Here is a 26,735-nt window from a genome sequence, read left to right on the forward strand (position 1 = left end):
GAGGAATCCAAGCTCATGAAAAAGATTCATTTTGGCCTGTTTGCACTATGTACCGTGATGGCTATGCCGTCTTCCGCGGATCAGGTGAAACCCGATGATCTGATTGTACAGGGCAATCTGTGCGTGGGTTTTGACTGTGTCGATGGAGAAGATTTTTCTCTGGGTACGCTCAAACTCAAAGAAAACAATACCCGCTTACGCTGGCATGACACCTCAGCAGTACCGGGCGACCTGGTGCGCCAGGCGCTGCCCAACGCCTACATTGAGGGAACCGTTGGAGAGTCCTGGCGCATGGACGCCAACCAGTCCAACAATGAGGGCGCTAATGCCTTTTACATCAATCAGCAAAGCCTTGAGACCTATGATGTGCTGAGTGACGGGACAGCGCCGGATTATGATTGCTCAGACTTGAATGCTATTCCCAAACCGGTGGTCGGTACGATACCTGAAGGGGAGTTTCTGGAGAGTGAAGTAACGTGTGATCTACTAACAGCAAAACAGACCCTGCAGATCAATGGCATTGTACTTGGCGGTGCTGCAGGCGACGGTGTTGCTTTGGGAACAGGTGCAACACTCGCAGATGGCGAAGTAAGCCTGGGCAGTGCGGAACTCCGTCGGCGGCTGGTGCATGTGGCGAGTGCCCTGGCGGATTCCGATGTATTGATCAAATCGCAGATGGACAGTGGTTTGTTTCAGGAGCAGCACGAACGTCTGGATGAGATTGAGGCTTTGCTGGGTATGGTCGAACGGAGTGTGGCTGTGCTGGAAACAGCAACCAAGGCAAAAGCTGGCAGCGGGGGTAGCGGCGCCATGGGCTGGCTGATTTTGTTGTTCCCGCTTCTTCTGGCGTTGCGCCCCCGGCAAAGGCGGTACGCCGGCCTGAGGTGAGTGGCATCCCGGGACGTTTAGCGTTGAAAAGGGATTGGCCCGGCAGTTGTCGCTTTCTCTGCCGGGGCCTATTCATTCACCTGGATGGCTTTCTGCCTTAGTAGGCACCCTCGCTGTAAATCAATTCATAGCTGTGGCTGTAAATTTCCAGAATGTTCCCAAACGGATCTTCCATGTAAATCATGCGATAGGGCTTCTCGCCAGGGTAGTAATACCGGGGCTTCTCCATCCGCTTTTTACCACCGGCTGCGACAATGCGCTCTGTCAGTTCCTCAACGTTGGGATCCTGCACGCAGAAGTGGAAAACGCCCGTTTTCCAGTATTCAAAGTTGTTCTCCGGGTTCACCTGATCCTTGAACTGAAACAGCTCGACGCCGATCCGGTCACCGGTGGATAGATGGGCGATGCGGAAACTTCCCCAGCCTGCTCCAAATACGTCAGTGCACATCTCACCAATGGGGCTGTCGTCCTCTGCGATATCGGTCGGCTTCATGATCAGATACCAGCCCATGACCTGGGTATAGAATTCGACGGCTTTTTCCAGATCCGGGACTGAAATACCAATGTGTGAAAAGTTTCTTGGGTAGACGTTGTTCATTACCTGTTCTCCTGCTGTGACGTTGAAAGCAGGTTACAAGGATCAAAAGATTACGTAAAATTATCATATATCATGTTTATGAGTATGTTTTGTTATGATTAATCCGGTCTGGTTGCGCAGTTTTTGTACGCTTGTAGAAGTCGGTCATTTCACACGCACTGCCGAGCGCCTGCACATGACCCAGTCGGGTGTGAGTCAGCATGTGCGCAAGCTCGAAGACCACCTGGGTAGGGCGTTACTGGTCCGGCATGGGAAGCAGTTCACGCTCACAGATGCGGGCGAACACCTCTACAACGATGCGCGGGTGATTGTCGAGTCCCTGTCGAACCTGGAGCAACGGGTTGGGGAAGATCCTGCGTACGAAGGGCTGGTCCGGATCATGTCGCCGGGCAGCGTGGGGCTCAAGCTTTATCCCCACCTTCTGGAGCTGCAGCAGCAGCATCCCAAGCTGGTGATTGATTACCGGTTTGCACCGAACTCCGATGTGGAGGCGGCAATTGCCGGGTTTGGCGTTGATTTTGGGTTGATGACCAGCCCGTCCTCCCTTCATGAGGTGAGCTGTCGTCCGGTTGCCAAAGAATCACTGCTTCTGGTGACCCCGGCCGATGTCATTGATCCGGGCTGGGAGCAATTGCTTAAGCTCGGTTTTATTGATCATCCTGATGGCGCTCACCATACCCGTCTGCTGCTGGGCGCGAATTACCCTGAGTTTGAGAATAGCCACTTGTTTGAAAAGAAGGGTTTTTCCAATCAGATCAGTCTGATTCTTGAGCCCGTCAGCATGGGCCTGGGGTTTACGGTCTTACCCGCCTATGCGGTCGAGGCATTTGAAAAGAAACACCTCGTCCGGATCCATCGGCTTCCCCACCCGGTCAGTGAGACCCTGTACCTCGGTGTCAATCGTCACAAAACTCTGCCGGGCAGAGTGAATACGGTGATTGCCGAGGCTCGAAGATGGTTTTAGATTGCCGAACGGGGCTCCGAAAGCCACTGTTTCAGCTCTGGTAACGGCAGTGGATGACAGAGCCAGTAACCCTGAAGCCGGTCGCATCCCATGTCCCGGAGCAGGTGCGCTGTTTCCTCATCCTCGACACCTTCCGCAACAACCGGATAACCCAGGCCGTGGGCCATATTAATCGCGGTTTCGATTATAACCTTTGAGGTTTTACTGGAGCCGACATCTATGATTAATGATCGGTCCAGCTTGATCTCGGTAGCTGGCAATTGCTTGAGGTAGGACAGTGAGGAGTAGCCGCTGCCGAAATCATCAATGGAGATGCCCAGGCCGATACCAGCCAGGGCTTTCAGAGCCTCAAGCCCTTTGTCCGGATCTTCCATGGCAGCGGTTTCTGTTAATTCTATGGTGAGTCGTTCGGCACTGACCTTATGATGCGCCAGCCTGTCCTGGATCAGGTTCTTGAGTTGGCGGGAAGTCAGGTCACGGGCGGAAATATTGATTGATATGTCCAGCCCGGGATAGTCCGTCAGCAGTTGGGCCAGGTCCCCGATACCCCTTTCAAAAGCCCATCGGGTCAACTGTGTGATCACACCGGTTTCTTCCGCCAGAGGTATGAAATCACTCGGGTGAACCCATCCACGCTCCGAATGATGCCAGCGAATGAGAGCTTCCAGGCCAATAATATTACCAGTGGCCAGGCAGACCTTTGGTTGGTAGTAGAGCTGTGTCTGGTTCTGTTGCAACGCGTCCCGGAGGTCGGACATCAGGGTCAGTCGACTTTCGCTGTAGATGTCGTAGTCCGGTGAGTAAAAGCCCGTTTCGAACGGGCCTTTGGGCGCGATTTCCATGCCGACGTGAGCATTTCGGATCAGCAATGCTGCGTTGTCTCCGTGCAGGGGATAGCTGGCCGCTCCGAATTTTGGGTGGAGCTCAATTGCCAGGTTGTCCAGCAGGATTGGTTCAGACAGAAGCTTGAGGGCGTTATTCAATCCCTCAAAATTGTCATTCACATGGCGTGAGTCGACCAGCAGGCCGAAGCTGTCACCGGATAGTTGATAAACGTACTCATCGTGCCCCTGCTCGCTTCGGATTCCGTGGACAACCGGAAGCTGGGCAGCCAGTTCGGTCATTTGCTCGGCAATCCGTTTAAGCAGGCGCTCGCTGCGGTTCAGGCCGAGGGTACGGTTGATTTCGTCCAGGCGGGTAATTCGAGCCACACCCACCATGTACTGGCCGTCCGGATCCCGCTTTAACTGTTGATCCACCATCCACTCAAACCGGTTTCGGTTGGGCAGGCCCGTCACCGGATCGTGCATCATCGCTTCAGTCAGCTTGTTGTGCACTTCGTTCCGGGCTTTTTCTTTCTGCAAGCTGTCGGCTTGCGCCTTGATCTTGTCTTCCCGTTCGCGATAAAGGCGATCCGCCAGGGCCAGTGTCAGAATAAAGGCTTCCAGGCCGGAGCCGATCTGCATGGCGTATTCGGTCATGAAGTTTTCAGGGAAAAAGCCGAGGGCACGGCCAGACGTGGCCAGTACGCCAATAGTGAGCGGTGTCCAGGCAAAGGTGAAGAAAGCGCCTGCCCGGACGCCGGCGGCCCAGGTAATGGGGCCGGCGATAAACAGAAGGGAGAAAAAGAACAGGGCGGAGATGGATGAGAGTGTAACCGCGGCGTTGTAATTCAGCGTCAGGGCGGCAATGAAGTTGAAGATCTCAAAATACATCATCCCTCGAATGGCGATGTCTAGTCGCGGGCTGTGGGATCTGATCTTCAGGAATTCCCGGCAGAATAGAATGGAAAACAAGGCCAGAACCGGCATCGATGCCAATAAAAGCCGGGCGTGGAGATCGGGGAACTGAGGGTAAAAGTGCTGGAAGCTGTAGCCCATGATGGAGGTGAAGAACAGCAGGTAGCCGGCAATCGCCAGCGCGTAATACAGGTAGAGCTTTTCCCGCAGGGTCAGAAAAACTGCGAGGTTGATCAGGATGATGACGGTCAGACTGCCGTAGTAAAAGAAATGCAGTTTCTGCTCATTGGCTGCGGCTTCAAAGAATTGATGCTCGCGCCAAACCTTAAGGGGCAGAATCATGGACCCTGCGGTTTGCACCCGAATATACACAGTTTTGAGTTGATCGGGCGCCAACTGGAAGCGCAGCAGCATGTTCGGATGATCAACTTCCCTCGGGTAAAAGGGGCGCGTATCGCCGGTTTTGAACTCGTGAATTCTGGTGCCGCCCGCAAATTCAAAGAAAATTACGTCGTCCAGCTGGGCATAGGCGAGTTCAGCAATCAGGTTCAGGCGCTGCGCTGTCTGGTTGTCAACGGAAAACCGCAGCCAGTAAGCGGATGGGGTTATGCCAAAGGTTGCATTATCACTGAGCGTCGATTGCCACTGACTTTCCGGCAGATTAATAACGTGTTCAATGTCAGCCTGGGCTTCAGGGTCCTCCCAGTATTGAAAACGGGTCTGAATGGATGACGCGGGCGGCTTGATGGTAATGGGTGTGGTTTTGGCCTGGGCCTGGGCCATCGGCCAGACACACAGTAGCATCATGGCCAGAATGAAGCGTAAAGCTTGGGATAGAATCACGAACAGCTAACCCCTGAAGTTCTGCCATTGAGTCTTCCCTTTATTGTTTTTCGTCCTGGTTACAGTGTTGATCCTATCGCTTATCGGGCGTCAGGGTGAAATCTTCGTGTAAAAATGTGCACGGTATCTTAACAACGACCGGGACATGGACGATTGTCGCGTTGTAGTCGCCGGTTACTTCCGGGCCATGGTTTCCAGCATCCGGTTCACTGCCTCCAGGTGTTCCGGCTCATTGTGACTCATCCCCTGGAAGCAGGCGCACAGGTCGAGGAAGTCTTTCAGTTCCATACGTTGGGCGATTTTCATCAGGCGTTTGGTTAAACGGGTAGCTTTGGGGGGCTGGCTGGCCATTCGCTTTGCCATATCCAGCGCGGTTGGCAGGAGTTCTTCCGGGCTGACCACCTCCAGGACGATGCCCAGCTCCTGAGCCTCCTTTGCATCCACGATCCGACCGGTGAGGGTCAGTTCGAAGGCGCGTTGGTATCCGATCAGGCGCTGCATGAACCAGGCACCGCCGTCGCCCGGGATGATCCCGAGATTGAGGAACGTCTCGCCGAACCTGGCTTTTTCGGAAGCGATGCGAATGTCCGCCATGTTTGCCAGGTCAAAGCCGGCACCAATAGCGGGCCCGTTCACCGCGGCAATAACGGGCACCTCAACATTCTGCATGGCAAGGGGAATGCGCTGGATGCCTTTGCGGTAGCGATCGGCACACTCGGCCACGTCGCCCGCGAAATCTCCACTGCGGTTGGCCATGTCGCGTATGTTTCCGCCTGCGCTGAATGAGGAACCGGCGCCCGTGATCACCAGTACCGACACCTCGTCGCAATGGTTAACCCACTCGGTGGTGGTAACGATATCGTCAATCAGGTGGGACCCTGTAAGAGCATTGCGCAGATCGTGGCGGTTCAGGGTGAGGACCGCGACCCGATCTTCCAGGGTGAGCAGGGCGTCGGTTAATGGCGGCAGGTTTGTCATGGTCGGGGCTCCGTGTTTCAAGGTGATGGGCTCAGGCTCACTTCCACTCATCTTCCGCTTTTTCTTCGGCTTCCAGCTCCGCCTTGCGCTTTTTGATCTTCTCCATTTTTTCCGGTGAGATCTTCATGCTGTGAGCGGAGTCGCGCAGTATGATGAGGCTACCCAGCACAAGCACGACAGCAACAATGAGAAAAATCCATCCGATAAGAGGCATGTGGGTCGCTCCCTGATTCCTAGAGTTTTCTTATAGTGAACCCGCCCATGAGTGACTGACAAGTTGTTCACTGCTTTTTCACAAATACCGGCACCACTCCCATACCGCGGCTATGCTGAGAAAAGCTGAAAGGCCCTGGAAGGGAGGCACATCATGCGTATCGAGAGTATCGCGGTGTACACCGCCGACTTGCCATACACGGGTAAGGCATACGCCTTTGCTGGCGGGCGATCACATCAGGTATTTACCAGCACGGTGGTAGTCCTTACCACAGATACGGGGCTCGCCGGGTGCGGTGAGGTCTGTCCTTGCGGGCCAAACTACATGGCGGCGTTTTCCGAGGGGCTTCCCTCTTGCCTGTCGATGCTGGCGCCCAGTGTGATTGGTGCGGATCCGAGGCAGGTCAGTCTGATCCATGAGCGCATGGATCAGGCGCTCACCGGACATGCCGTTGCCAAGGCTGCCATTGATATTGCCTGTTGGGATCTACTGGGCAAGGACACCGGGCTGCCGGTCTACACTTTGCTGGGTGGGCTGCTATCGCCATCCATGCCGTTGCACCGGATTGTTCCCCTGGCGGAACCCGCCGAGATGGAGGAGTCGTTGCGGCGTTATCGGTCGGAGGGTTTTCGCCACATTCAGATCAAGCTGGGACACAGCGTTGAAGAAGATATCGAGCTCGTCCGTACTCTAAGCAAGCTCAAACAGCCGGATGAACTCTGGATTGGCGACATCAACGCGGCCTGGCGGCGGGATCAGGTCATGCGGTTTTCTCGGGCAGTGGAAGATCTGGACCTGTATCTTGAGCAGCCCTGCCGAAGCTATGAGGAGTGCCTGTCGGTCCGGCGACGGTCCCGGCATCCGTTCAAGCTCGACGAGAGCCTGAATTCACTGGCCGATGTGCAACGGGCCGTTCGGGACGATGCGATGGATGCGATTGCCCTGAAGGTGAGTAAGTTCGGCGGCCTGACGCCGTCCCGCATTATTCGGGACGTGTGTGTGGATGCGGGGGTTGCCATGACCATAGAAGACGCCTGGGGCAGTGGCATAGCAACCGCCGCTTACGCCCATCTTGCCGCCAGTACCCCGGCCAGAGCCTTGCTAAATACCACCGATCTTCACAATTACAATACGGTTCAACTGGCCTCCGGGGCGCCGGAGGTTTCTGCCGGCCGGATGACCCTCAGTGACCGCCCGGGCCTTGGGGTGGTGCCGGATTTCAAAATGCTGACACTGCACGATGTGTACGAGTAAGCCCACGAGATGAGTTGTTCGAGGCGTGGAAGGGCATGGAGGAAGGCATCAGTTTCAGCCCGGCTTACCCACCGGTAATGTAGCGGGCGGTATATTCCGCAACCAGCTCATCCACGCGGCCGTTGGTGACCAGGGTGTAAAGCTGGTCTGCCACCTGTTCGCGAAACTCGAAGGTATTGCACCTGGACTTTTTGGGAAAGGTGAAAAACAGTCCTTCGGTACTGATCGGTTTCCCCAGCGCCACAAACTTTTCGGACCGCCCTTCACGAGCCAGTTTCACCTGTCCTTGCAGTAACTCGTAGAGCACGTAATTCACACGCCCGGCTTCGGCCATGAGGAACGATTGATCAATGGAGCGTACGGGCTCGATGGACAGTTGCTCATCCGCATACCGGTCGAAGTTCTGTCCAAAACTGTTCCCGATCAGGGTGCTGCCGACCTTGCCCTTCAGGTCCGGCCAGTGGCGATAGAGGAATTCCTGCCCTTTCGGCACCCAAATAGCGGTAGGCAGGTGCATGATGGGTGGCAAAATGTAGTCCATATACTGAAATCGCTCCCGGGTCATGAATGCACCCGCAATCATGTCGATTTCACCCGCCTTCGCCAGGTGCTGAACCCGCGCCCAGGACCCTCTGTGGTGGATGTGTGCCTCTATTTTCAGGGGTTCGAGAATTTCACGCAGCAGAGCAGGGACAGCTCCAATGAGTTCTCCAGAGTCGTTTGGGTTTGTCCAGAGCAGGGGTGGGTATTCGGCATTACCGCTGACGTTGAGGGATGTGCAAACCGGTTTTTCGGCCAGGGCAGTGGCCGGGACCATCGACAGGACGATGAGAAGCATCAGTGGCAAGTATGCCGCTGAATACCATGTCTGGAGAGCACAAACAGGAAGCAACGGCATTAATAGTTCCTGAAGCTAAGTAAATCGGGGGTAGGTGAAAATGTATCATCATTTCGATGAATTTGATAACGCATGGTGATTTCGGGGCCGGCACCTTTTGTTGGGAATAAAAACGGATCTGACTCGTTATCCGGGTGAAGACAACAGAAATCTGTAGGAATTACGATGATGAAACGTACTCTGACTACCGAGAAGCAACTTATTTCCGACAGCTGGACTGGGTCAAAATAGTCTTTGCCGGAAAAGGCAATCAGCATTCGGGGTTGCGATATTGAGAGGGTGACATTCCAAAACGCTTTCGGAATGCCCGTGAAAACTGGCTGTGGTCTGTGAAACCGCATTCAAGCGCCACGGCAGTAATTTTGGCTGAGCGCCGGTGCAACAGGTGCTTCGCTTGCAACAGACGCTGTTCCTGGACGTATTGATAGGGGGCGAGTCCGAAGCTGGCGCGGAATAATCGGGCAAAATGGTAGGGGCTGAGACTCGTCCATTCAGACATGGTTGCCAGGTCCAGTGGCTGCGCCAGGTTCTCTTCAATTCGGTTTGCCAGTGCGCGCTTTTTGGCCCGGGAGAATTGTCCGCTGACTGCCTGGCGGTTCACCTGTCGGGTGGTGCGCTCACCTCCCTGGGTGTAGATGCTGAGAGCATGATGCCGAGGGCGTTCGTAGCAAGCTTCCCCATGATGGTTATGCCAGTGGGCCAGTGCCCGGCCATCGTTTAACTCCAGAACACGGCGGGGCGCGGCGCCGGCTGCGGTCAGCGCATGTACGATGTCTCTTGGTTCGCCCCGGCCTGCAGTCATTCTGCTCCGTTCCTGATCGTCCGACCCTGTCGCAAGAATCTTCCACCCTTTAGCAAGATGTGACAAGCCTGTCTTTGGTGACGCAGGCTATGCTCCCGGATCCCTGCTGGATTTCGGAGTATTTTGCCATGCCTATCGGTGCCCACTACGCCCTGACTGTTTTGATCTGGGGCCTGACCTGGACTGCGATCCGTTTGCAGGTGGAATCGGCTGCGGTGGACATTTCCGTATTCTACCGGTTCGTATTCGCCTCTGCCGTGGCTTTGGGTGGGCTTTCCTTGCTGCGGCGCCTGCCACGGTTCACGGTCCGGCAACACGGCTGGCTGGTACTTCAGGGGTTAACGCTTTATAGCATTAACTTTTTGCTGATCTATCGTGCGGCGGAGCACATGACCAGCGGACTCCTGGCCGTGGTGTTTTCACTGGCCGCGTTGTTCAATGCCTTCAATGGCAGGGTGTTTATGGGCATCCGGCCCAACCCCAGAATTTATCCGGCGGTGACACTCGGAATTTCCGGGGTCGCCCTGCTGTTCTGGCACGACCTGCAGATCGGTAATGCCACGCTGGTGGCTCTGGTTTTTGCGGTGGCCGGGACCTTCTGGTTTTCGCTGGGCAACCTGATCAGCCTGAAGGTCCGGACTGCAGAGATTCCCTTGCTGGCGGGCAATGCCTGGGCGATGTTCTACGGTGCCCTGGCTTTGGGGAGCTGGTGCCTGATGAATGGCACTGAATGGGTGGTTCCACAGGGTTCGGTGTTCTGGGGCGCCACTCTGTTCCTCGCGGTTCCGGGATCGATTGTGGCCTTTTTTAGCTACATCACTGTCATTCGCACCCTTGGGGCAGACAAGGCCGGTTACGCGACCGTGCTATTCCCGGTGGTGGCCCTGAGTGTATCAACCTGGCTGGAAGGTTTTGTCTGGAGCGGTACCGCACTGGCTGGAGCCTGTCTTGCGCTGCTCGGCAACTATGTCTTGTTCCGGAAGCCGGGTGCAAAGGCAAGTCCCGGTACACCCTCAATCGGCAAAACCCGGTAGCGGGTGGATCAGCTACATCCATTTGCGCCGCTTGAAAAACCAGACCAGCGTCACCGTGACGGATATCATAATGGCCCATACCATCGGGTAGCCGTAATACCAGCCGAGTTCCGGCATGGCCCAGGGGCTGGCAGGGTTATGGAAATTCATACCGTATACGCCGGCAATGAAGGTCAGCGGAATGAAGATGGTGGCGATAATCGTTAATACCCGCATGGTTTCGTTGGTGCGTTGACTGATGCTGGAAAGGTAGATATCCAGCATGCTGGTGGCCATGTCGCGAAAGCTTTCCAGAAGCTCCATGATTTGTATGCTGTGATCGTGGCAATCGCGGAAATACACCAGTGTTTCGGTGTGGATAAATTCATCCTCGCCCCGCATCAGCGTGGTAATCACTTCCCTCTGGGGCCAGAGCACGCGCCTCAGAATCAGTAGTTCCCGTTTAAGCCTGTGAATACTGGATAACGTTTGCTGGCTTGGTCGTTCCAGTAATTCGGCCTCAAGATCTTCCAACTGGTCCCCGAACTGTTCAAGAACCGGGAAACCGGCGTCGACGATCAGGTCCAGCAGTGCATACAGCAGGTAGTCGATTCCGCGGGTGGCAAAACGTACGTTGCTGGTCTGGCGCATACGCTTTCGGACAGGCTCGAATGGATCCTCTGCCAGCGGGCACAGGCAAATCAGGTAGTTCTTGCCCATGAACAGACTGACCTGAACCAGTTCCAGGCGAGTTCCGTCGTATACGGGCATTGTCGTGATGATGAAGACCTGGTTGTCATAGAGCTCGACTTTTGGGCGCTGCCCGGTATTGATGACGTCTTCCAGGGCAAGATCGTGAAGATTGAAGACCGCACCCAGGTTGCGGAGCATGTCCGGGTTGACCTCACCATTAACCTGAACCCAGGTCCGGGAATCATGTTCCAGAAAGCTCCGGCACTGTTCCGGCGAATCCAGTTGGTGCTCCTCAACGCCTGCCTCTGTGTAATCAATCAGGTTGATGGATAATGGCTGAGCTGCCGCGCCCCTTACGATGAGGGTTCCCGGGGCCGTACCGGGGCTATGGTAGTGCTTGCTGAAATAGGCCATCTGGATGTGTCCATACAGAGGATGGATGTCAAAAACAGAATAGCTCAAAGGGCCCTGTTTGGCCGCCGTGTGTCGGCGTGCTGTCGGGAGTAGGGTTCTTTGACTATGCTTTTGACAGTGAGGTCTCGTCGACTCAAGGGGCGCCATCGCCTCTGGACGGAATCATGGAGCTTGCCGTGGCAGAGTATAAAGATGTCACCGTGTTTTACGATGAACGGGTTCTTAATCACGCCCCCGATGTAAATGCGGCCTTTCTTCCCGGCCGGCTGGATAAGCGTATCAGGGGGATCCTGGCTGGCCTGAATGTGCAGTGGAAATACCCCGAACACCCGGGGCGTATTGAGGCGATTCTGGAGCTGCTCAGGCAGGAGCCGATCAGGGGTGTCCGGTTTGAACCGGGCAAGGCCGCCACGAGGGAGCAGTTGGCCAGGGTTCACACCACCTCTTATCTGGATGACGTGTTTTCACTGCGTGACAAAAACGCCTGGCTCGACGTGGACACCACCGCTGTTTCACCGGGGAGTATCGAGGCTGCCGAAGTTGCTGCGGGCACGGCTGTTGCCGCCGTTGAAGCCGTGGTCTCGGGCAGCACCGAAAGCGCCTTTGCGCTGGTACGCCCCCCTGGTCACCATGCCGAACCGGTACGTGCCAGAGGGTTCTGCCTGTTGAACAATGTTGCTGTCGCGGCCGCCCATGCCCAGGCCGAGCTTGGTTGCAAAAGAATTCTGATCATCGATTGGGACGCACACCATGGGAATGGTACCCAGGATATATTCTGGGCAGATCCCCATGTCATGTTTTTCGATATCCATCGGGCCTCACCGTTTTATCCGGGTAGCGGCAATCTGCAGGACGTGGGAGCAGGGCTTGGAGAGGGCACGACGGTGAATGTACCCATTCCCGGAGGCGCCGGCGATGTCGCCTATCTCAAGGCTCTCAACGAGATTCTGGTGCCGGCAGCGGAGTACTTCAAACCGGATCTGATTCTGGTGTCCGCAGGCTTCGATGCGCACTGGTATGACCTTGCCCTGAATGTTTCTTTTGAGGGCTTTGCTGCCATGACGGGCATCGTGCAGTCATTGGCTGATCGACTGTGTGAGGGGCGCCTGGCCTTTGTCCTGGAGGGCGGCTACAACACGGAGTCGCTAGCCCATGGGGTGCGCGCTGTTCTGGATGTTCTTGCCGGCGGACCGGTACCGGAACCCAAAGTGTGTGGGATAGAAGAGGTGGAGGAGGCCATTGCCTTCCACCTGAGCGCGTTTTCCGACGAACTCCCTGATGAGTGACTCACCTGCATGTAACTATAAGATAAGGAGAGCGATATGTTTGTGGCAGAGAAATCCACCGGGCACCTGATTGAGGTACTGGATACCCGGGCACTGTTCGACCCCCATGAAAGCCGGGTCCGAGGCAGCCTGCATTATGGCGAGGAAGCTCAGGATGCGGAGTTTTACCCGAAGGACGAGCTGAGCTTCCCGTCTGGCGAACCCTTGCCGTTATGCTGGACCGATCCGGGCTATCGAAGAAAGTAAATTCCGTTCGTTTTCTGACCAAAGTTGAAACCCTGTCATCTTTTCTGTAGCCTGATTGTTAATTGAACGTTCAATTAATAAAAACCGAAAAGATTTATCAGAGACGTCGCGATGCCAAAAGTCGGAATGAAAGACACGCGAAAGCAGCAGTTGATCGAAGCCACCATGGCCTCCATCGCCGAGCTGGGAATGCAGAAGACCACCATCATAAGTATCAGCAAACGGGCCGGGATGTCCTCGGGCATCATCAGCCATTATTTCGGTGGCAAGCAGGGGCTGATTGAAGCGGCGCTGCGGTATTTGCTGGATCAACTGGGCAAAGAGCTGCGCGAGGGTATGGCGAAGACGGACGGTTCGCCGCAAGAGCGCCTGAACTGCATTATTGAGTCCAACTTCTCGGGCTTCCAGCGTTCGGAGCTGGCGGCGAAAACCTGGTTGAGCTTCTGGGCCCGGTCCATGCATGAGCCAGGGCTGAAGCGGCTGCAGCAGATTAACAATGCCCGGCTTTACAGCAACTTGCGTTACTCCTTCGCACAGGTACTCGAGCCCCGGGCAGCGACGGACGCTGCCCGGCAAACGGCGGCGATGATCGACGGCTTCTGGCTGCGGAGTGCGCTCAGCCTTGACCCGCAAGAGGGTTTCGAGGCCGGACAGACCTTGTGTAAGCGCTTTGTACAGGAAGCCCTGGCGTAGACGTCGACGCACCAGATACAGATAACGAATTCATTATTTCGAGGTTTTACGGTTTATGTCCAATTCAGTACCCCGTTTCCAGAACTTTGTTCACGGTCGTTTCCTTGCCAACAGCACCGGTGAGGCGTTCCCGGTTGTGAATCCTGCCACGGGTGAAGTGATCTATGAAGTGGAAGTGGCGGATGAATCCGTGCAGCAGGCTGCCATTGAAAGTGCTCGTGCCGGCTTTGCCGAGTGGTCTGCGATGCCCGCAGTGGAGCGCAGCCGGATCTTGCTGAAGGCGGTAGCACTGCTTCGTGAACGTAACGACGAACTGGCTGCGACTGAAGTCCGGGATACGGGAAAACCCTGGCAGGAAGCGGAGGCCGTGGATGTGGTGACAGGTGCGGACACTGTTGAATACTTCGCTGGCCTGGCTCCGTCCATTGAGGGCACCCAGCAGGATCTTGGCGGCGACTTTTACTACACCCGTCGTGAGCCGCTCGGTATCTGTGCCGGAATTGGTGCCTGGAACTATCCGATCCAGATTGCCTGCTGGAAATCGGGTCCCGCGCTGGCGTGTGGTAATGCCATGATTTTCAAGCCGTCGGAAGAGACGCCCATGGGCGCGATCAAGCTGGCGGAGATTTATGTAGAGGCCGGTGTTCCGGCGGGTGTATTCAATGTGGTCCAGGGTGCTGCCGAGGTTGGATCCTGGCTGACCCACAACCCGGAGATTGCCAAGGTGTCCTTCACTGGCGAAGTGGCTACCGGCAAGAAAGTGATGACAGCTGCGGCTTCCACGCTAAAAGACGTCACCATGGAGCTGGGTGGTAAATCCCCGCTGATCATCTTTGATGATGCGGACCTGGAAAATGCAATCTCCGCTGCCATGGTGGGCAACTTCTACACCCAGGGAGAGATCTGCACCAACGGTACTCGGGTGTTTGTCCATGAAGACCTTTATCCGCGCTTTATGGAACGCCTGCTGGAGCGCATTCGCAAGAATATCAAGCCGGGTGATCCGATGGATCCGAACACCAACTTCGGCGCCCTGATTTCCGAAAAACACCGTGATCTGGTGCTGGATTACATCGCCAAGGGGCTCTCCGAAGGCGCCACCCTTAGCCACGGTGGCCGGGCTTTTGAGCCGGAGGATTCCAAAGGTGGCTATTTTGTCGAGCCCACCATCTTTACCGACTGCACCGATGACATGAGCATCGTGAAGGAAGAGATCTTCGGGCCGGTGATGTCGGTGCTGACTTTCTCAGATGAGAACGAGGTGATTGATCGGGCCAACAATACCGACACCGGCCTGGCCGCCGGCGTGTTCACCAACGATATCCGCCGGGCCCACCGGGTCATTCACCAGATCCAGGCCGGTATCTGCTGGATTAACAGCTACGGCGCCTCCCCGGCGGAAATGCCGGTGGGCGGCTACAAACTCTCCGGAATCGGCCGCGAAAATGGGCGCGAGACCCTTGCTCACTACACCCAGATTAAGTCGGTGTATGTGGGGATGGAAGACCTCGATGCCCCGTTTTAATCCCGCAGGCCACACAGGAGAACGCGTATGACAGAAAACCGCTACGACTACATCATTGTGGGTGCGGGTTCCGCCGGTTGCGTGCTGGCCAACCGCCTGACCGAGGACGCGCGCCACCGGGTGCTGCTGCTGGAAACCGGCGGCAGCGACAAGAGCATCTTCATTCAGATGCCCACCGCCCTGTCCATTCCCATGAATACCAAAAAATACGCCTGGCAGTTCGAGACCGAGCCGGAGCCGTATCTGGACAATCGCCGCATGCATTGCCCCCGGGGCAAGGTTCTGGGCGGTTCTTCCTCCATCAACGGGATGGTGTATGTCCGTGGCCACGCCCGGGATTTTGACGAATGGGATTCCGAAGGTGCCACCGGCTGGCATTACCGGAATGTCCTGCCGTATTTCAAGAAGGCCGAAACCTGGGCGTTTGGCGGTGATGACTACCGCGGAGATAAAGGCCCGCTCGGCGTGAATAACGGCAACAACATGCAGAATCCGCTCTACAAGGCTTTTATCAGGGCGGGTTCCGATGCCGGATATCTAGAGACTGACGATTACAACGGTACCCAGCAGGAAGGCTTCGGCGCCATGCACATGACCGTCAAGAACGGTCGTCGCTGGTCCACCGCCAACGCCTATCTGCGCCCGGCCATGGAGCGCCCGAACCTGACTGTGGTGACCCATGCCCTGGTCCACAAGGTGTTGCTGGATGGCAAAACCGCCACCGGTGTCCGTTACGAACAAGGTGGCAAGGTACACGAGGCGAAGGCCGCCGAGGAGGTCATTCTCTCGGCCGGCTCGATCGGGTCACCACACCTGCTCCAGCTGTCCGGGATCGGCAAGCGTGAGGTGCTGGACAAAGCCGGTATTGAGGTCAAACACGAGTTACCCGGCGTCGGTGAGAACCTGCAGGACCACCTGGAATTCTATTTCCAGTATCGCTGCAAACAGCCGGTCTCGCTCAACGGCAAGCTGGACTGGTGGAACAAGCTGAAGATCGGTGTTCGGTGGATTCTCCGCAAGGACGGTCTGGGCGCCACCAATCACTTCGAATCCTGTGGCTTTATCCGCTCCAGGGCCGGGGTTGAGTGGCCCGACCTGCAATATCACTTCCTGCCGGCAGCCATGCGCTACGACGGCAAGGAGGCCTTCGATGGTGACGGTTTCCAGCTGCACATTGGCCACAACAAGCCCAAGAGCCGTGGTTTCGTGCATGTGCAGTCGGCCGATCCAAAACAGGCCCCGTGTATTCGCTTCAACTATCTGGAACATGAGGCAGACCGGGAAGGTTTCCGGGACTGTGTGCGTCTGACCCGGGAAATTATCAACCAGCCGGCCATGGATGAGTACCGCGGAGCGGAGATCCAGCCCGGTGCCGAGGTCCAGACCGACGAGGAAATCGATGCCTTCGTCCGCCAGGCGGTGGAAAGCGCCTACCACCCGTCCTGCACCTGCAAAATGGGCACCGACGAGCTGGCGGTGGTGACCCCGGACACCCGGGTGCACGGCATCCGAAATCTCAGGGTGGTGGATTCGTCCATTTTCCCGACCATACCCAACGGCAACCTGAATGCACCCACCATCATGGTGGCCGAGCGGGCAGCCGACCTGATCCGGGGCAGGGAGCCCCTGCAACCTTCTGACGCGCCTGTGGTGATGGACGACCAGTGGCAGGCACGTCAGCGACCGGGACAGGCAAAGCGCGCGCTGGTTTAGCGCGTCGTCATCCCACCCGGGCGTGCAACGCGCCCGGGGTTTTGCAAGCCCTCAGGATTTCCCTATCAGCGCGACGGTGTTCTGCCGTTTTCGGGCGCCCGATAGGCAAGTCCTGGGTTTGTGTCCGATTCGAACGAGCAACAGCTTCAAAGTAGAGGAGGAACACCCATGCTGTTCATTACTATGAAAGAAAGTAACCGGAGAACCTTATGACCCTCTGGTTATCCACCGGCCTGATCTTTACCTTCGCCACTATTGTGATGATTATGTACAAGTGGTGGGATGTGCAGTGCATCGGCGTAACGCCGGTCCGCACGTTTACCTTTATTGCCATTCTGTTTACCTCGGGGCTCGACGTGGGGCTGATCATGTTCCCGCTCACCGAATTCGGCGGCTATGGTAATCTCACGGACAACCCGGAATACAGTTTTGCCAATCCCCTGGCGATTGAGTTCGGTTATTGGGCCTTTCTGATCTGGGGCTTTTATTTCCTGACCTGCTTTTACTTCTGCATCATCGAACCGAGAGTGAAGTTTTTCGAAATCCCGCTGGTCAAGGTAATCAACAACGTGGTGATCATCGGCACCTGTGCCTTTACGGCCTACTTGCTGCTGGTCAACCTGCCCTGGTACCTGCCACAAATCGGTGACGGTGAATCGGTGGTGCCCTCGTTCTATCTGATTGTGCTGGCCTCCATTGCCCTGGCAGTGTATTCGAGCAGTAAGATCAAATACGTGCGTATTCTCAGCATCGGCTCAAGCGTGCTATTCATTAGCCTGATTGCGGTCATGTGGGGACGTGCGTTTCTGATGGGAAACGGCAGCCCGTCAGACTTCCTGAACACCGTGGGTCTGATCGGTGAATACTTCACCAATCTGCACCAGTTCATGCTGCCGCTGAATGACTACCATGAGTTTTACCTGTTCTGGTGGTTCTCCTGGAGCATCATGATTGGCCAGTTTACGGCGCGCTTTGTCAGCGGTGTACGGACGTGGCAGTTGCTGATTGCCATGCTGGTTGTACCCTCCATCGCTATAGGTACGTGGTTTACCATTCTTTATCACTATCACGCAGAGGGCATGAACATCGCCGGCTTCATTAATGTTGCGATGATTACGGTGGGGGTTCTGATGGTTGTGAACTCGCTGGATTCCCTGATCCGGCTTTACACCGACAACCTCAACCTGACTGCGAAGCGGTTTGGTCAGGTGTCTTATGTACTGGGTAACCTGGTGGCCATGTGTGGTCTGACCATGCTGTTCCAGCTGGATTTCCTGCGGATTCAGTGGGTGGGGGCGTTGGTCATTGGTCTTTATTTCGCCTGCTTTGTCTACATTCTGGCGAAGAGGCGAGCGGAAGTCGCTGCCATCAAAGCGTCACCGGAAGAGAATATTCTCGACTTCCATAAGATTGAATTTGCCGGTTAAGCCCCAACGTATAGGCAGAACCTATCTTTGGGTTGGAAATTATTAATTTTATCCCGCCGCCCAATACCCGTATCTTGGGTGGCGTTAATTCATGAACTTATGAATCCATCAACAAGGAGTTATCTTTAATGGGCATTATTAACAGCGAAATTAAGCCGTTTAACGCTACTGCTTTCAAGAGCGGTGAGTTCGTCGAGATCAGCGAGGCGGACGTAAAAGGTAAGTGGGCTGTATTTTTCTTCTACCCGGCCGACTTCACTTTTGTGTGCCCGACCGAGCTGGGCGATGTTGCAGACAAGTACGAAGAGCTTCAGAAGCTGGGCGTAGAAGTGTTCTCCGTGTCTACTGACACTCACTTCACCCACAAGGCGTGGCACGACAGCTCCGAGACCATCGGCAAGATCAACTACTTCATGGTTGGCGACCAGACCGGCACCATCACCAACAACTTCGGGGTTATGCGTGAAGGTCAGGGCCTGGCCGATCGTGCCACTTTCCTGATCGATCCGGATGGCATTATCCAGTCCGTGGAAATCAGTGCTGAAGGTGTTGGCCGTAACGCTGACTATTTGATGGATAAGGTCAAAGCTGCTCAGTACGTGCGTAAGCACCCAGGCGAAGTATGCCCCGCCAAGTGGAAAGAAGGCGAAGCAACATTGGCTCCGTCTCTGGACCTGGTTGGCAAGATCTAAGCGCCTCCCCGAGAGACGTTCAAGAGCAAAAAACCCCGGACTTTCCGGGGTTTTTTGTGTTTGGGGAAAAGGTGGCTCAGAGTGAGTCGAGGATGGTTTCGGCGCTGGTCTGGTCCAGGCCCTGGGCATCGATGTTCAGAAGTTCCACGGTACCGTCATTCACAATCATGGCGTAGCGCTGGCTGCGAATACCCATCTGGCTGGCGGTCCGGTCCTGGGTCAGGTCCAGGGCTTTGGCAAACTCCCCCAGGCCATCGGCCAGCATAATGAGATCTTCGGCGTTGTGGGCCTTGCCCCAGGCATCCATGACGAAGGTGTCGTTAACGGAGGTGCAGATGATGCTGTCCACACCTTTGGCCTTGATCTTGTCGGCATCGACGACAAAGCCGGGCAGATGTGCCTTGGAACAGGTCGGTGTGAAGGCGCCCGGTACGGCAAATATCACAACCTTTTTCCCGGCGAAGAGGTCCCCGGTGCGCACTTTTTCGGGGCCTTTCTCGCCCATCACCTGCAGCTCGATATCTGGTAACTTGTCGCCGATCTTGATCGCCATCGTTGTCATCTCCACTGGGTTTATTAGCTAATTATTCTGCGGTCCTTTTTATACGCTGTTTTCTGCGGCCGGACCAAGCGGCGGATTCTTGATCCGGGTAATCAGTTTGCTCAGTTCCCGTAACCACAACACGGAACTGGCAACAACGGTGCAAAAAAGCCAGTCGTGAAGACTGAGGCTAACGGTGGAAAACGCTTTCTGAAGAAACGGCAGATAGACCACCGACACTTGCAGGGCTATGGACAGCGCAGCCGCGCCCCAAAGCCAGGCATTGGAGAACAGTCCCTCGAAGGCGCTTTCTTCATCAGACCTTGAAGAGAACACAGTAAACAGAGAAAACAGCACCAGGGTTGTGAACGCCATGGTCCGGGCATACTCGAGACTGCCATCGCCGGCCACCAGGCCGCCGGGGAGGGAAGCATCCAGCACAAACAGGGTGCCTGCTGCAGTTACGGTGCCCACAAAAATAATACCGGCCCACATCCTGCCCGTAATCACGCCCTCATCCCGGGGTCTTGGCGGATGAGTCATGGCGTCTGCCCCTCCCGGATCAAGGCCAAGAGCGAGGGCGGGCGCTCCATCGGTAACCATGTTGATCCACAGGATCTGAGTAGCCAGCAACGGCAGAGCGAGGCCACTGACGCTTTCAGTCAGCCCGATGGTGCCTGCCAGAACCACGCCAAAAAACATGGTCATTACCTCGCCAATGTTGGATGACAGCAGGTACCGGAGGAATTTGCGAATGTTGGCGAAGATGGTGCGGCCTTCCTCTACTGCTGCCACGATTGAGGCAAAGTTGTCGTCTGCGAGAATGATATCCGAAGCTTCTCGCGAGACGTCTGTTCCGCTGATGCCCATGGCAATCCCGATATCGGCAGCCTTCAGGGCCGGCGCATCGTTCACACCATCTCCCGTCATGGCTACGATCGCCTTGTCTCTCTGCAGCGCACCGACGATTCGAAGCTTGTGCTCAGGATTTACCCGGGCATAGACTGACACTTCACGGACGGTCTGATAGAGCTCTTCATCCGGCATTCTGTCGATATCCGCACCGGATACTGCACGGCCATCACTGCAGATCCCCAGCTCCCCGGCAATAACCGCCGCGGTGACCGGATGGTCCCCGGTGATCATCACGGGCCGGATTCCGGCAGCCTTGGCGCGGGTAACCGCTTGCTTCGCTTCTTCACGTGGCGGGTCAATCATGCCGACCAGCCCGACAAACACCAGATCCTCTTCCAGCGCCTCGTCGACATCGTCAGGCTCGAAGCTGTGAGCGGGTAACAGCTTGGCGGCGACGCCCAGGGTGCGCAGGGCTTCGCGGGCCAGTTGCTCGTTGGTCTGGAGGATTTCGGTCCGGCGCTCGGGGGTGAGTGGGCGGGTGGAATCGCCGACCCGCTCGCGGGTGCAGCGTCCCAGCAGGACATCGGGAGCGCCTTTGGTAAATACCTGGATGTGTTCCCGCTGCTGCCTGTCCGTATTGAGCGTCGACATCAGTTTCCGCTCCGACGAGAACGGCACCTCACCAACCCGCTCGTATCGGGCGTCCAGTATCTCTTCAGCCAGTCCCACCTTGCGAGCGGCGACGATCAGCGCCCCCTCGGTAGGATCGCCCTGGACGGTCCATTCGCCGCCCTCTTCCTGTAACTCCGCATTATTGGCGCGGTCGCCGACGGTCAGGGCGCGTTCGAGTTCCAGCCGCAGGGCCTGGTTAATTGTGTCTGCGCCATCGCCGTTGGAGGCACGATGGGCTGTGACCTCGCCAACTGGTTCATAGCCTGTGCCAGCCAGGGTGACCCGGCCGCTGGCAGTCACCACGGCCCGAACCGTCATCTCATTGCGGGTGAGGGTGCCGGTCTTGTCGGAGGCGATCACGTTGGCCGAACCCAGGGTCTCTACGGCCGCCAGGTGGCGGACAATGGCGTTGCGGCGTGCCATGCGCTGAACCCCGAGGGCAAGCACTGCGGTAACCACCGCTGGCAACCCTTCTGGCACGGCCGCGACTGCCAGTGCGACGCCAAGGATCAGGACATCGAATATGGCAGAGAAGCCGCTGATGTGCTCCAGCAGAATAATAGTTGCGATCATCACCACTGCGATGGCGACCACCACCAGTCCCAGCAGCTTACCTACCCGGGCAAGATCCTGCTGCAACGGGGTGGTTTCGGGTGGAGCCTGGTCCAGCATGCCGGCAATCTGCCCCATCTGGGTTCGCATGCCGGTGGCGGTCACAACGGCGGTGCCGCGGCCGTAGGTGACGGCAGTGCCGCTGAAAACCATGTTCTGGCGGTCGCCAATGGCCGCTTCGCCGACGATGGTTTCCGGTTCCTTGGCTTCGGGCAGACTTTCGCCAGTGAGAGCGGCTTCGGAGGTTTGCAGGGCAACGGAATGGATCAGACGGGCGTCGGCAGGAATGGTATCGCCTTCTTCCATCAGGATGATGTCACCTGCAACGACATTACTGGCCGGTATGCTGCGCTGTTCGCCATCCCGGATCACCAGAGCCTTGGCGGCAGCCATCCGACGTAGCGCTGCAACGGCCTGCTCTGCCCGTGCCTGCTGGACATAGCCCATGCCGGCGTTGAGCAGCACAATGGCCAGGATCGCAATGGCTTCGTAAGGCAAATCCGAATCCCGCTCAAACAGCCAGAGTGCCATCGATACGCCGGCCGCGACCAGCAGCAGGATGACCAGGGTGTCTGTGAACTGGGCGAGCAGTTTTCGCCAGCCGGGAACCGGCTTGACGGTGGTCAGTTCATTAGGGCCGTCACGTTCCAGGCGGGCTTTGGCTTCATTGTCTCCAAGGCCTTGATGCTCGTTGCTTCCCAACGCGTTGACGACGGCGCCCGGAGATAACCGGTAGGGCGCCATCTGCTCTTGGGGTGTTGGTTTACTGGCCATGTTTGTCGATCCTTGTGAAACAGAGGGTCACAAGGATCATTGTAGACAGAAGTAATGTCCGGAAAGGCGATCTGTATCAGGAATCGGAGGTATCGCTGCCAACCTGTAAACCACGGGCCTTGAGCCGGTAAAACTCCTCAATCACACCTGCCATGGCGTCCGGGCAGTAGGGCCGAAGGCTGCCAAGGATCAGGCGTTTGGCGACGTCACCCACTGGCTTTCCGTCAGTCATCAGCCGGTATTCAAGGGTGACGTTTCCCCGCTTGCCAGCAGGTTCCAGGTCGGCTTTGTGCAACTCCAGCTCAGAGGAAGGGATGTCCAGGCTGTCCAGGGCCAGGCTCATGCTCTCGTACATCACCATGGGGCGGTCGGGATTGAACATCACGCCTCGGGACTCCATGAGTGGCTTGAGAGTATGGGGAAAATTCTTGCCGGAGGCGGCTACGTAGCTGCGGGTAAAGTCCTCAATGGCTTTTTCGTCCAGAGTCTTTTCACCACTCCGGCTAACTTCGAGGTAGACCTTTCCGGCCTGGTCGCATACCTCAATGGTTCCGTCTTCGCTTTCCTGGAACTCCAGAGGAACACCGTCACCGAGCAGACTGCGGAACTTGAAAGTCATGTTCTCCGACAGCCCGAAACGGGACAGGATAACCGCGAACAACAGGTCTCCCGGCACGCAAAAGCGTCGCGCCTCCGGATCGTGGATGGGATTGAAGTCCCCGGCGATTTCCTTGGCAAACCGGCTGGCCTGGTGTGCAGTAATATATACACACCCGTCCTGGATGGAGTAGAAACGATCTAGAAACATGCTTTGCCTATTCTGAGTGCAACGGATTAGGTTGTGACGCCTTACACCATGGTACTTGGCAGCAGCGCGAATGGATATGCGCTATTGGTCCAGCGATTGTCCGGGATAAGGGTCGGCGTATAGCAAAGGCCTATCAAACACTTTGGGTCAATTAATTTGAGCATTTTATTACCACCCCGTATCGTTCAGTCATCTTCGAATCATAGTTCGTTTTGAACTCAGACATTCCGTATTAAGACATCTCAAGGGGAAACGCAGTATGTTGGATGCCAGTATCAAGGAACAGTTGAAAGCCTACATGGAAAAGCTGCAGCAGCCGATTGAGCTGGTTGCAGCCTACGACGACGGTGATAAATCCCAGGAGCTGAAGCAGCTGCTTGAAGAGCTTGAGCCGATGTCGGACAAGATCAGCCTTCGCACAGAAGAGGCTCAGGACGTTCGTCGCCCGTCTTTTGCTATCAATCGTGTTGGCTCCGATATCGGTGTCCGCTTCGCTGGCATTCCCATGGGCCATGAGTTTACGTCTCTGGTGCTGGCCCTGTTGCAGGTGGGCGGCCACCCGTCCAAGGCGTCTCAGGACGTGATTGAACAGATCCAGTCACTGGAGGGAGATTTCGAGTTCGAAACCTACTTCTCCCTGTCCTGCCAGAACTGTCCGGATGTGGTTCAGGCGCTGAACCTGATGAGCGTGTTGAACCCGAACGTCAAGCACACGTCCATCGACGGCGCGCTGTTCCAGGACGAAGTGGAAAAACGGGAAGTGATGGCTGTGCCCAGCGTTTACCTGAATGGTGAGCCCTGGGGCCAGGGCCGAATGACGATAGAAGAGATTGCGGCCAGGCTCGACACGAAATCCGACGAGAAAGAGGCAGAGAAGATCAACCAGAAGGATGACTTTGAAGTCCTGGTAATCGGTGGTGGTCCGGCGGGTTCCGCAGCGGCTATCTACGCCGCTCGCAAGGGCATTGCAACCGGTATAGCCGCTGAGCGCTTCGGTGGCCAGGTGGCCGACACCATGGGTATAGAGAACCTGATCTCCGTGCCCTACACTGAAGGGCCGAAGCTGGTGGCTGCGATGGAACAGCACGTTAAAGAGTACGACGTGGACATCATGAACATGCAGCGTGCCGAGAAACTGATTCCGGCGGCCAAAACCGGCGGCCTGCATGAAGTGCGTCTGGCGAATGGCGCGTCGTTGAAGTCGCGTACGCTTGTGCTTTCCACCGGTGCCCGCTGGCGCCAGATGGGCGTTCCAGGCGAGGAAGAATACCGGAACAAGGGTGTGGCCTACTGCCCCCACTGTGACGGCCCGTTGTTCAAAGGGAAGCGGGTATCCGTGATCGGCGGTGGTAACTCGGGTGTTGAAGCGGCGATCGACCTGGCTGGCATTGTTGGTCACGTAACACTGATCGAATTCGGTGCGGAGATGCGTGCCGACGAGGTTCTTCAGAAGAAGCTCCGGAGCCTCAAGAACGTAGAGATCATTACGTCTGGCCAGACGACCGAGATTACCGGTGAAAATGGTAAGGTCAGCGGTCTTAACTATAAGGATCGCACCACCGGTGAAGAGCACCATGTCGCCCTTGAAGGGGTGTTCGTCCAGATTGGCCTGGTTCCGAATACAGAGTGGTTGAAAGGCGATATCGAGCTGAGCCAGCACGGCGAGATCATCGTTAACGAGCGCAACGAGACATCCATTCCGGGAATTTTCGCTGCTGGCGACGCAACCACGGTGCCTTACAAGCAGATCGTGATCTCCATGGGCGAGGGTTCAAAGGCCGCGCTGAGTGCCTTCGACTTCCTGATCCGGAACTCTGTGGAAGAGGACGAAGAACAGGCGGCCTGACATGAGTCGTTGAGAATTCTGACCCTGATGAGAGGGGTTAGACAAGCGAAGGCACCGGAGCAATCCGGTGCCTTTTTTGTGCAACATCCCAGAGCCGGTGACTGCCTGGTCAGTCGGGACTGAGTCCGATGACCAAAAGGTTTAATAAGGTTTTTCTGGCTACATTGTCATGGTCTTGCCATAATCGGGGTGTGTATAAAAAATAGCCATTTTTGCTCGATACGGACCCACGCCTTCCCCATGAAATGCGCAGCTCTCTGTCTGATCACCGCTTTGCTGTGTTCCCTCCCGCCCGTTAGCTATGCCAATTCGGTAGAGCCCATTCGTGTGGCTGTCCCCGATATCTCCAGCCTGCTGACCGAGAATCAGGACGGCGTTTACCAGAGAATCATGAGGCGCGCCCTTCAGGCCCTGGACACTGAAATTCAGGAGTCCTTCTATCCCTACAAACGGACCATGCTGGCTTTCAAATATGGTGAGGCAGACTGTGTTTATTCTTTTACGGAAGTGCTCGAAGGTCAACTGGGTGAAGAGGCGATCATTGCCAGTTTTCCACTGGGAAAGTTCAGCTATTACCTTTTCGCCCTCAAAGGAAAAGCACTTCCCTTATCCCTTGCGGGACTTGAGGGGCAACAGGTTGGGGCAGTAATGGGACACGAGACTTATCTGGATACTGTCCTTGACGGGCATGACATCGACGTCAACTGGTCAAGAAATGATGCCCTGAATGTCGCCATGCTTGAGCACGGGCGCTTTGATTACATGATTGCGGCCATTCCAGATATCCGGCCACACCTGGATAAGCTTTCTTATGCCCCGGAACAGCCATTGCTGGAGAGTTTCGACCGGCTTACCTGCCATAACACGGAGCGTAACCGTGCGTTTTTGCAGGCTTTGTCCGGGGAGTTGAGACGACTCAAGGGGGCTGGCGACTATCAGGAGATCGCCGGCCCGCTGTACTTGGACTTCGACAGCAATGCGGTCATGGGCAAGCGCTAAGCATTCAGTCAGGGCGCCGCTTCCGGGCTTTTCCGGATGAGTCGGGTGTCGGCTTTTACTTGAGGTCCTCCTCAAGGCTGCCGTCAAAATGTTGTTCTTTTTCTTGGTCCGGAAACAGGTGGCTGTATGCAGCACGGACGCCGGCGACGATAAAATCATGGGGTACGTCGTCGAACAGGCCATGGTCATTGACGTATTCCATGTGTGCTTGCCCGGATTCGGTGTATTCCTGAAACACGGAATCGTGGACACCGTCGAACTCCAGTGGTTCCACCTTCATCATTTCGCACAATTGCCTGTTAAAGGCCGGTGTCGCTTTTACCCATTCCCCGTTCAGATACAGCTCGATAAAGCCATGCATACGGAAAATGTCTGACTGAAGCCATTCGATCAGTTTCGGGCTGGACAGATGATTGCGCACGTCGGCCAGACCGAGCCGGCTCGGAATGCCGATGGATCGAGCCGCGGCACCGAGCAGTACCGCCTTGGGGATGCAGTAGGTTTCACCGTTGGTCAGTGCATAACTGGCGCTGAAGGTCCTGGGGTCGGTCCGGAACACATAGGGGTTGTAGCTCACGCTGTCCCGTACAGCCAGATAAAGGACTTTCGCCTGCTCAACAGGATCGTCGGGCACGCCAGTCAATTGCCTGGCAATCCACGCTTTAAGCTCGGGTTGCTCATAGTCAAAGAATGCGGTGGGCTGGAGATAGCGTTCCATAGTGATGGCTCAGAGTCGTGGCATGAGGCT

24 protein-coding genes are annotated in these 26,735 nt (G+C 56.2%); 13 read left to right on the top strand and 11 right to left on the bottom strand.

Going from position 1 to position 26,735, the window contains the following annotated elements:
* The first annotated feature begins 15 nt into the window (after positions 1-15).
* Entirely contained in the window at positions 16-888 is an 873-nt protein-coding gene (locus tag BKP64_RS15655; RefSeq protein ID WP_070972202.1) for a hypothetical protein, read from the top strand.
* 97 nt (positions 889-985) lie between these two features.
* Here BKP64_RS15655 and BKP64_RS15660 read toward each other — a convergent pair whose 3' ends face one another.
* Positions 986-1,486 carry a lactoylglutathione lyase family protein gene (locus tag BKP64_RS15660; protein WP_070972204.1) on the bottom strand — a complete coding sequence of 167 codons (501 nt, stop codon included), beginning with the start codon at positions 1,484-1,486 and terminating at the stop codon, positions 986-988.
* 94 nt (positions 1,487-1,580) lie between these two features.
* Between BKP64_RS15660 and BKP64_RS15665 the strand changes: the two genes are divergently transcribed.
* The gene (locus tag BKP64_RS15665) at positions 1,581-2,450 is read left to right on the top strand and encodes a LysR family transcriptional regulator (protein ID WP_070972207.1); all 870 of its coding nucleotides are present in this window, start codon (positions 1,581-1,583) and stop codon (positions 2,448-2,450) included.
* Here the strand turns inward: BKP64_RS15665 and BKP64_RS15670 are convergent.
* The 3 genes from BKP64_RS15670 to BKP64_RS15680 all read right to left on the bottom strand — a co-directional run bounded on the left by BKP64_RS15670 (position 2,447) and on the right by BKP64_RS15680 (position 6,224).
* Complete coding sequence (locus tag BKP64_RS15670) at positions 2,447-5,032, bottom strand: EAL domain-containing protein (RefSeq protein ID WP_070972210.1); 2,586 nt, start codon at positions 5,030-5,032, stop codon at positions 2,447-2,449. The genes BKP64_RS15665 and BKP64_RS15670 overlap by 4 nt on opposite strands.
* A 174-nt stretch (positions 5,033-5,206) precedes the next feature.
* Entirely contained in the window at positions 5,207-6,010 is an 804-nt protein-coding gene (locus BKP64_RS15675; RefSeq protein ID WP_070972213.1) for an enoyl-CoA hydratase-related protein, read from the bottom strand.
* A 37-nt stretch (positions 6,011-6,047) separates the two neighbouring features.
* Positions 6,048-6,224 (bottom strand): DUF2897 family protein, encoded by a 177-nt coding sequence (locus BKP64_RS15680; RefSeq protein ID WP_070972216.1) that lies wholly within the window; start codon positions 6,222-6,224, stop codon positions 6,048-6,050.
* A gap of 153 nt (positions 6,225-6,377) precedes the next feature.
* Here BKP64_RS15680 and BKP64_RS15685 point away from each other — a divergent pair, with 153 nt between their 5' ends.
* Positions 6,378-7,478, top strand: coding sequence for a mandelate racemase/muconate lactonizing enzyme family protein (locus tag BKP64_RS15685; RefSeq protein WP_070972220.1), 1,101 nt, complete (start codon positions 6,378-6,380; stop codon positions 7,476-7,478).
* Between the two features lie 64 nt (positions 7,479-7,542).
* Here the strand turns inward: BKP64_RS15685 and BKP64_RS15690 are convergent, their stop codons facing one another.
* Positions 7,543-8,376, bottom strand: coding sequence for a substrate-binding periplasmic protein (locus BKP64_RS15690; protein WP_227515434.1), 834 nt, complete (start codon positions 8,374-8,376; stop codon positions 7,543-7,545).
* Between the two features lie 250 nt (positions 8,377-8,626).
* Positions 8,627-9,178: a helix-turn-helix domain-containing protein gene (locus BKP64_RS15695; protein ID WP_070972223.1), complete on the bottom strand. Its 552-nt coding sequence runs from the start codon at positions 9,176-9,178 to the stop codon at positions 8,627-8,629.
* 128 nt (positions 9,179-9,306) lie between these two features.
* Here BKP64_RS15695 and BKP64_RS15700 point away from each other — a divergent pair, with 128 nt between their 5' ends.
* Complete coding sequence (locus tag BKP64_RS15700; protein WP_070973722.1) at positions 9,307-10,212, top strand: DMT family transporter; 906 nt, start codon at positions 9,307-9,309, stop codon at positions 10,210-10,212.
* Positions 10,213-10,224: 12 nt separating this feature from the next.
* On the opposite strand, the gene corA is transcribed toward BKP64_RS15700, so the two are convergent.
* On the bottom strand, positions 10,225-11,298 hold the full coding sequence (gene corA / locus BKP64_RS15705; RefSeq protein ID WP_070972226.1) for a magnesium/cobalt transporter CorA: 1,074 nt from the start codon (positions 11,296-11,298) through the stop codon (positions 10,225-10,227).
* Positions 11,299-11,462: 164 nt separating this feature from the next.
* On the opposite strand from corA, the gene BKP64_RS15710 reads away from it, so the two are divergent.
* From BKP64_RS15710 to ahpC, 7 genes are all read left to right on the top strand, one after another.
* Positions 11,463-12,584, top strand: a complete 1,122-nt coding sequence (locus BKP64_RS15710; protein WP_070972228.1) for a histone deacetylase family protein — start codon at positions 11,463-11,465, stop codon at positions 12,582-12,584.
* Positions 12,585-12,620: 36 nt separating this feature from the next.
* The gene (locus BKP64_RS15715; RefSeq protein ID WP_070972231.1) at positions 12,621-12,830 is read left to right on the top strand and encodes an acetyltransferase; all 210 of its coding nucleotides are present in this window, start codon (positions 12,621-12,623) and stop codon (positions 12,828-12,830) included.
* A gap of 111 nt (positions 12,831-12,941) precedes the next feature.
* Positions 12,942-13,523 carry a transcriptional regulator BetI gene (gene betI / locus BKP64_RS15720; RefSeq protein ID WP_070972234.1) on the top strand — a complete coding sequence of 194 codons (582 nt, stop codon included), beginning with the start codon at positions 12,942-12,944 and terminating at the stop codon, positions 13,521-13,523.
* Positions 13,524-13,578: 55 nt separating this feature from the next.
* On the top strand, positions 13,579-15,048 hold the full coding sequence (betB, locus tag BKP64_RS15725; protein ID WP_070972236.1) for a betaine-aldehyde dehydrogenase: 1,470 nt from the start codon (positions 13,579-13,581) through the stop codon (positions 15,046-15,048).
* A 27-nt stretch (positions 15,049-15,075) separates the two neighbouring features.
* Positions 15,076-16,761, top strand: a complete 1,686-nt coding sequence (betA, locus tag BKP64_RS15730; protein WP_070972240.1) for a choline dehydrogenase — start codon at positions 15,076-15,078, stop codon at positions 16,759-16,761.
* 209 nt (positions 16,762-16,970) lie between these two features.
* The gene (locus tag BKP64_RS15735) at positions 16,971-18,188 is read left to right on the top strand and encodes a BCCT family transporter (RefSeq protein WP_070972243.1); all 1,218 of its coding nucleotides are present in this window, start codon (positions 16,971-16,973) and stop codon (positions 18,186-18,188) included.
* 128 nt (positions 18,189-18,316) lie between these two features.
* Positions 18,317-18,880, top strand: a complete 564-nt coding sequence (gene ahpC / locus BKP64_RS15740) for an alkyl hydroperoxide reductase subunit C (RefSeq protein WP_070972247.1) — start codon at positions 18,317-18,319, stop codon at positions 18,878-18,880.
* A 76-nt stretch (positions 18,881-18,956) separates the two neighbouring features.
* On the opposite strand, the gene BKP64_RS15745 is transcribed toward ahpC, so the two are convergent.
* The 3 genes from BKP64_RS15745 to BKP64_RS15755 form a co-directional block, all read right to left on the bottom strand.
* On the bottom strand, positions 18,957-19,433 hold the full coding sequence (locus BKP64_RS15745) for a peroxiredoxin (protein ID WP_070972250.1): 477 nt from the start codon (positions 19,431-19,433) through the stop codon (positions 18,957-18,959).
* A gap of 48 nt (positions 19,434-19,481) precedes the next feature.
* Positions 19,482-22,334 (bottom strand): cation-translocating P-type ATPase, encoded by a 2,853-nt coding sequence (locus BKP64_RS15750; protein ID WP_070972253.1) that lies wholly within the window; start codon positions 22,332-22,334, stop codon positions 19,482-19,484.
* A gap of 76 nt (positions 22,335-22,410) precedes the next feature.
* Complete coding sequence (locus tag BKP64_RS15755) at positions 22,411-23,142, bottom strand: DUF3581 domain-containing protein (protein WP_070972256.1); 732 nt, start codon at positions 23,140-23,142, stop codon at positions 22,411-22,413.
* Between the two features lie 259 nt (positions 23,143-23,401).
* Between BKP64_RS15755 and ahpF the strand changes: the two genes are divergently transcribed.
* Both ahpF and BKP64_RS15765 read left to right on the top strand, forming a co-directional pair.
* Entirely contained in the window at positions 23,402-24,988 is a 1,587-nt protein-coding gene (gene ahpF, locus BKP64_RS15760; protein WP_070972259.1) for an alkyl hydroperoxide reductase subunit F, read from the top strand.
* A 240-nt stretch (positions 24,989-25,228) separates the two neighbouring features.
* Positions 25,229-25,987 carry a type 2 periplasmic-binding domain-containing protein gene (locus BKP64_RS15765; protein ID WP_070972262.1) on the top strand — a complete coding sequence of 253 codons (759 nt, stop codon included), beginning with the start codon at positions 25,229-25,231 and terminating at the stop codon, positions 25,985-25,987.
* Between the two features lie 55 nt (positions 25,988-26,042).
* On the opposite strand, the gene BKP64_RS15770 is transcribed toward BKP64_RS15765, so the two are convergent.
* Entirely contained in the window at positions 26,043-26,705 is a 663-nt protein-coding gene (locus tag BKP64_RS15770; RefSeq protein ID WP_070972264.1) for a transglutaminase-like domain-containing protein, read from the bottom strand.
* Positions 26,706-26,735: the final 30 nt, after the last annotated feature.

The organism is Marinobacter salinus, from assembly GCF_001854125.1.
Taxonomy (GTDB): Bacteria; Pseudomonadota; Gammaproteobacteria; order Pseudomonadales; family Oleiphilaceae; genus Marinobacter; species Marinobacter salinus.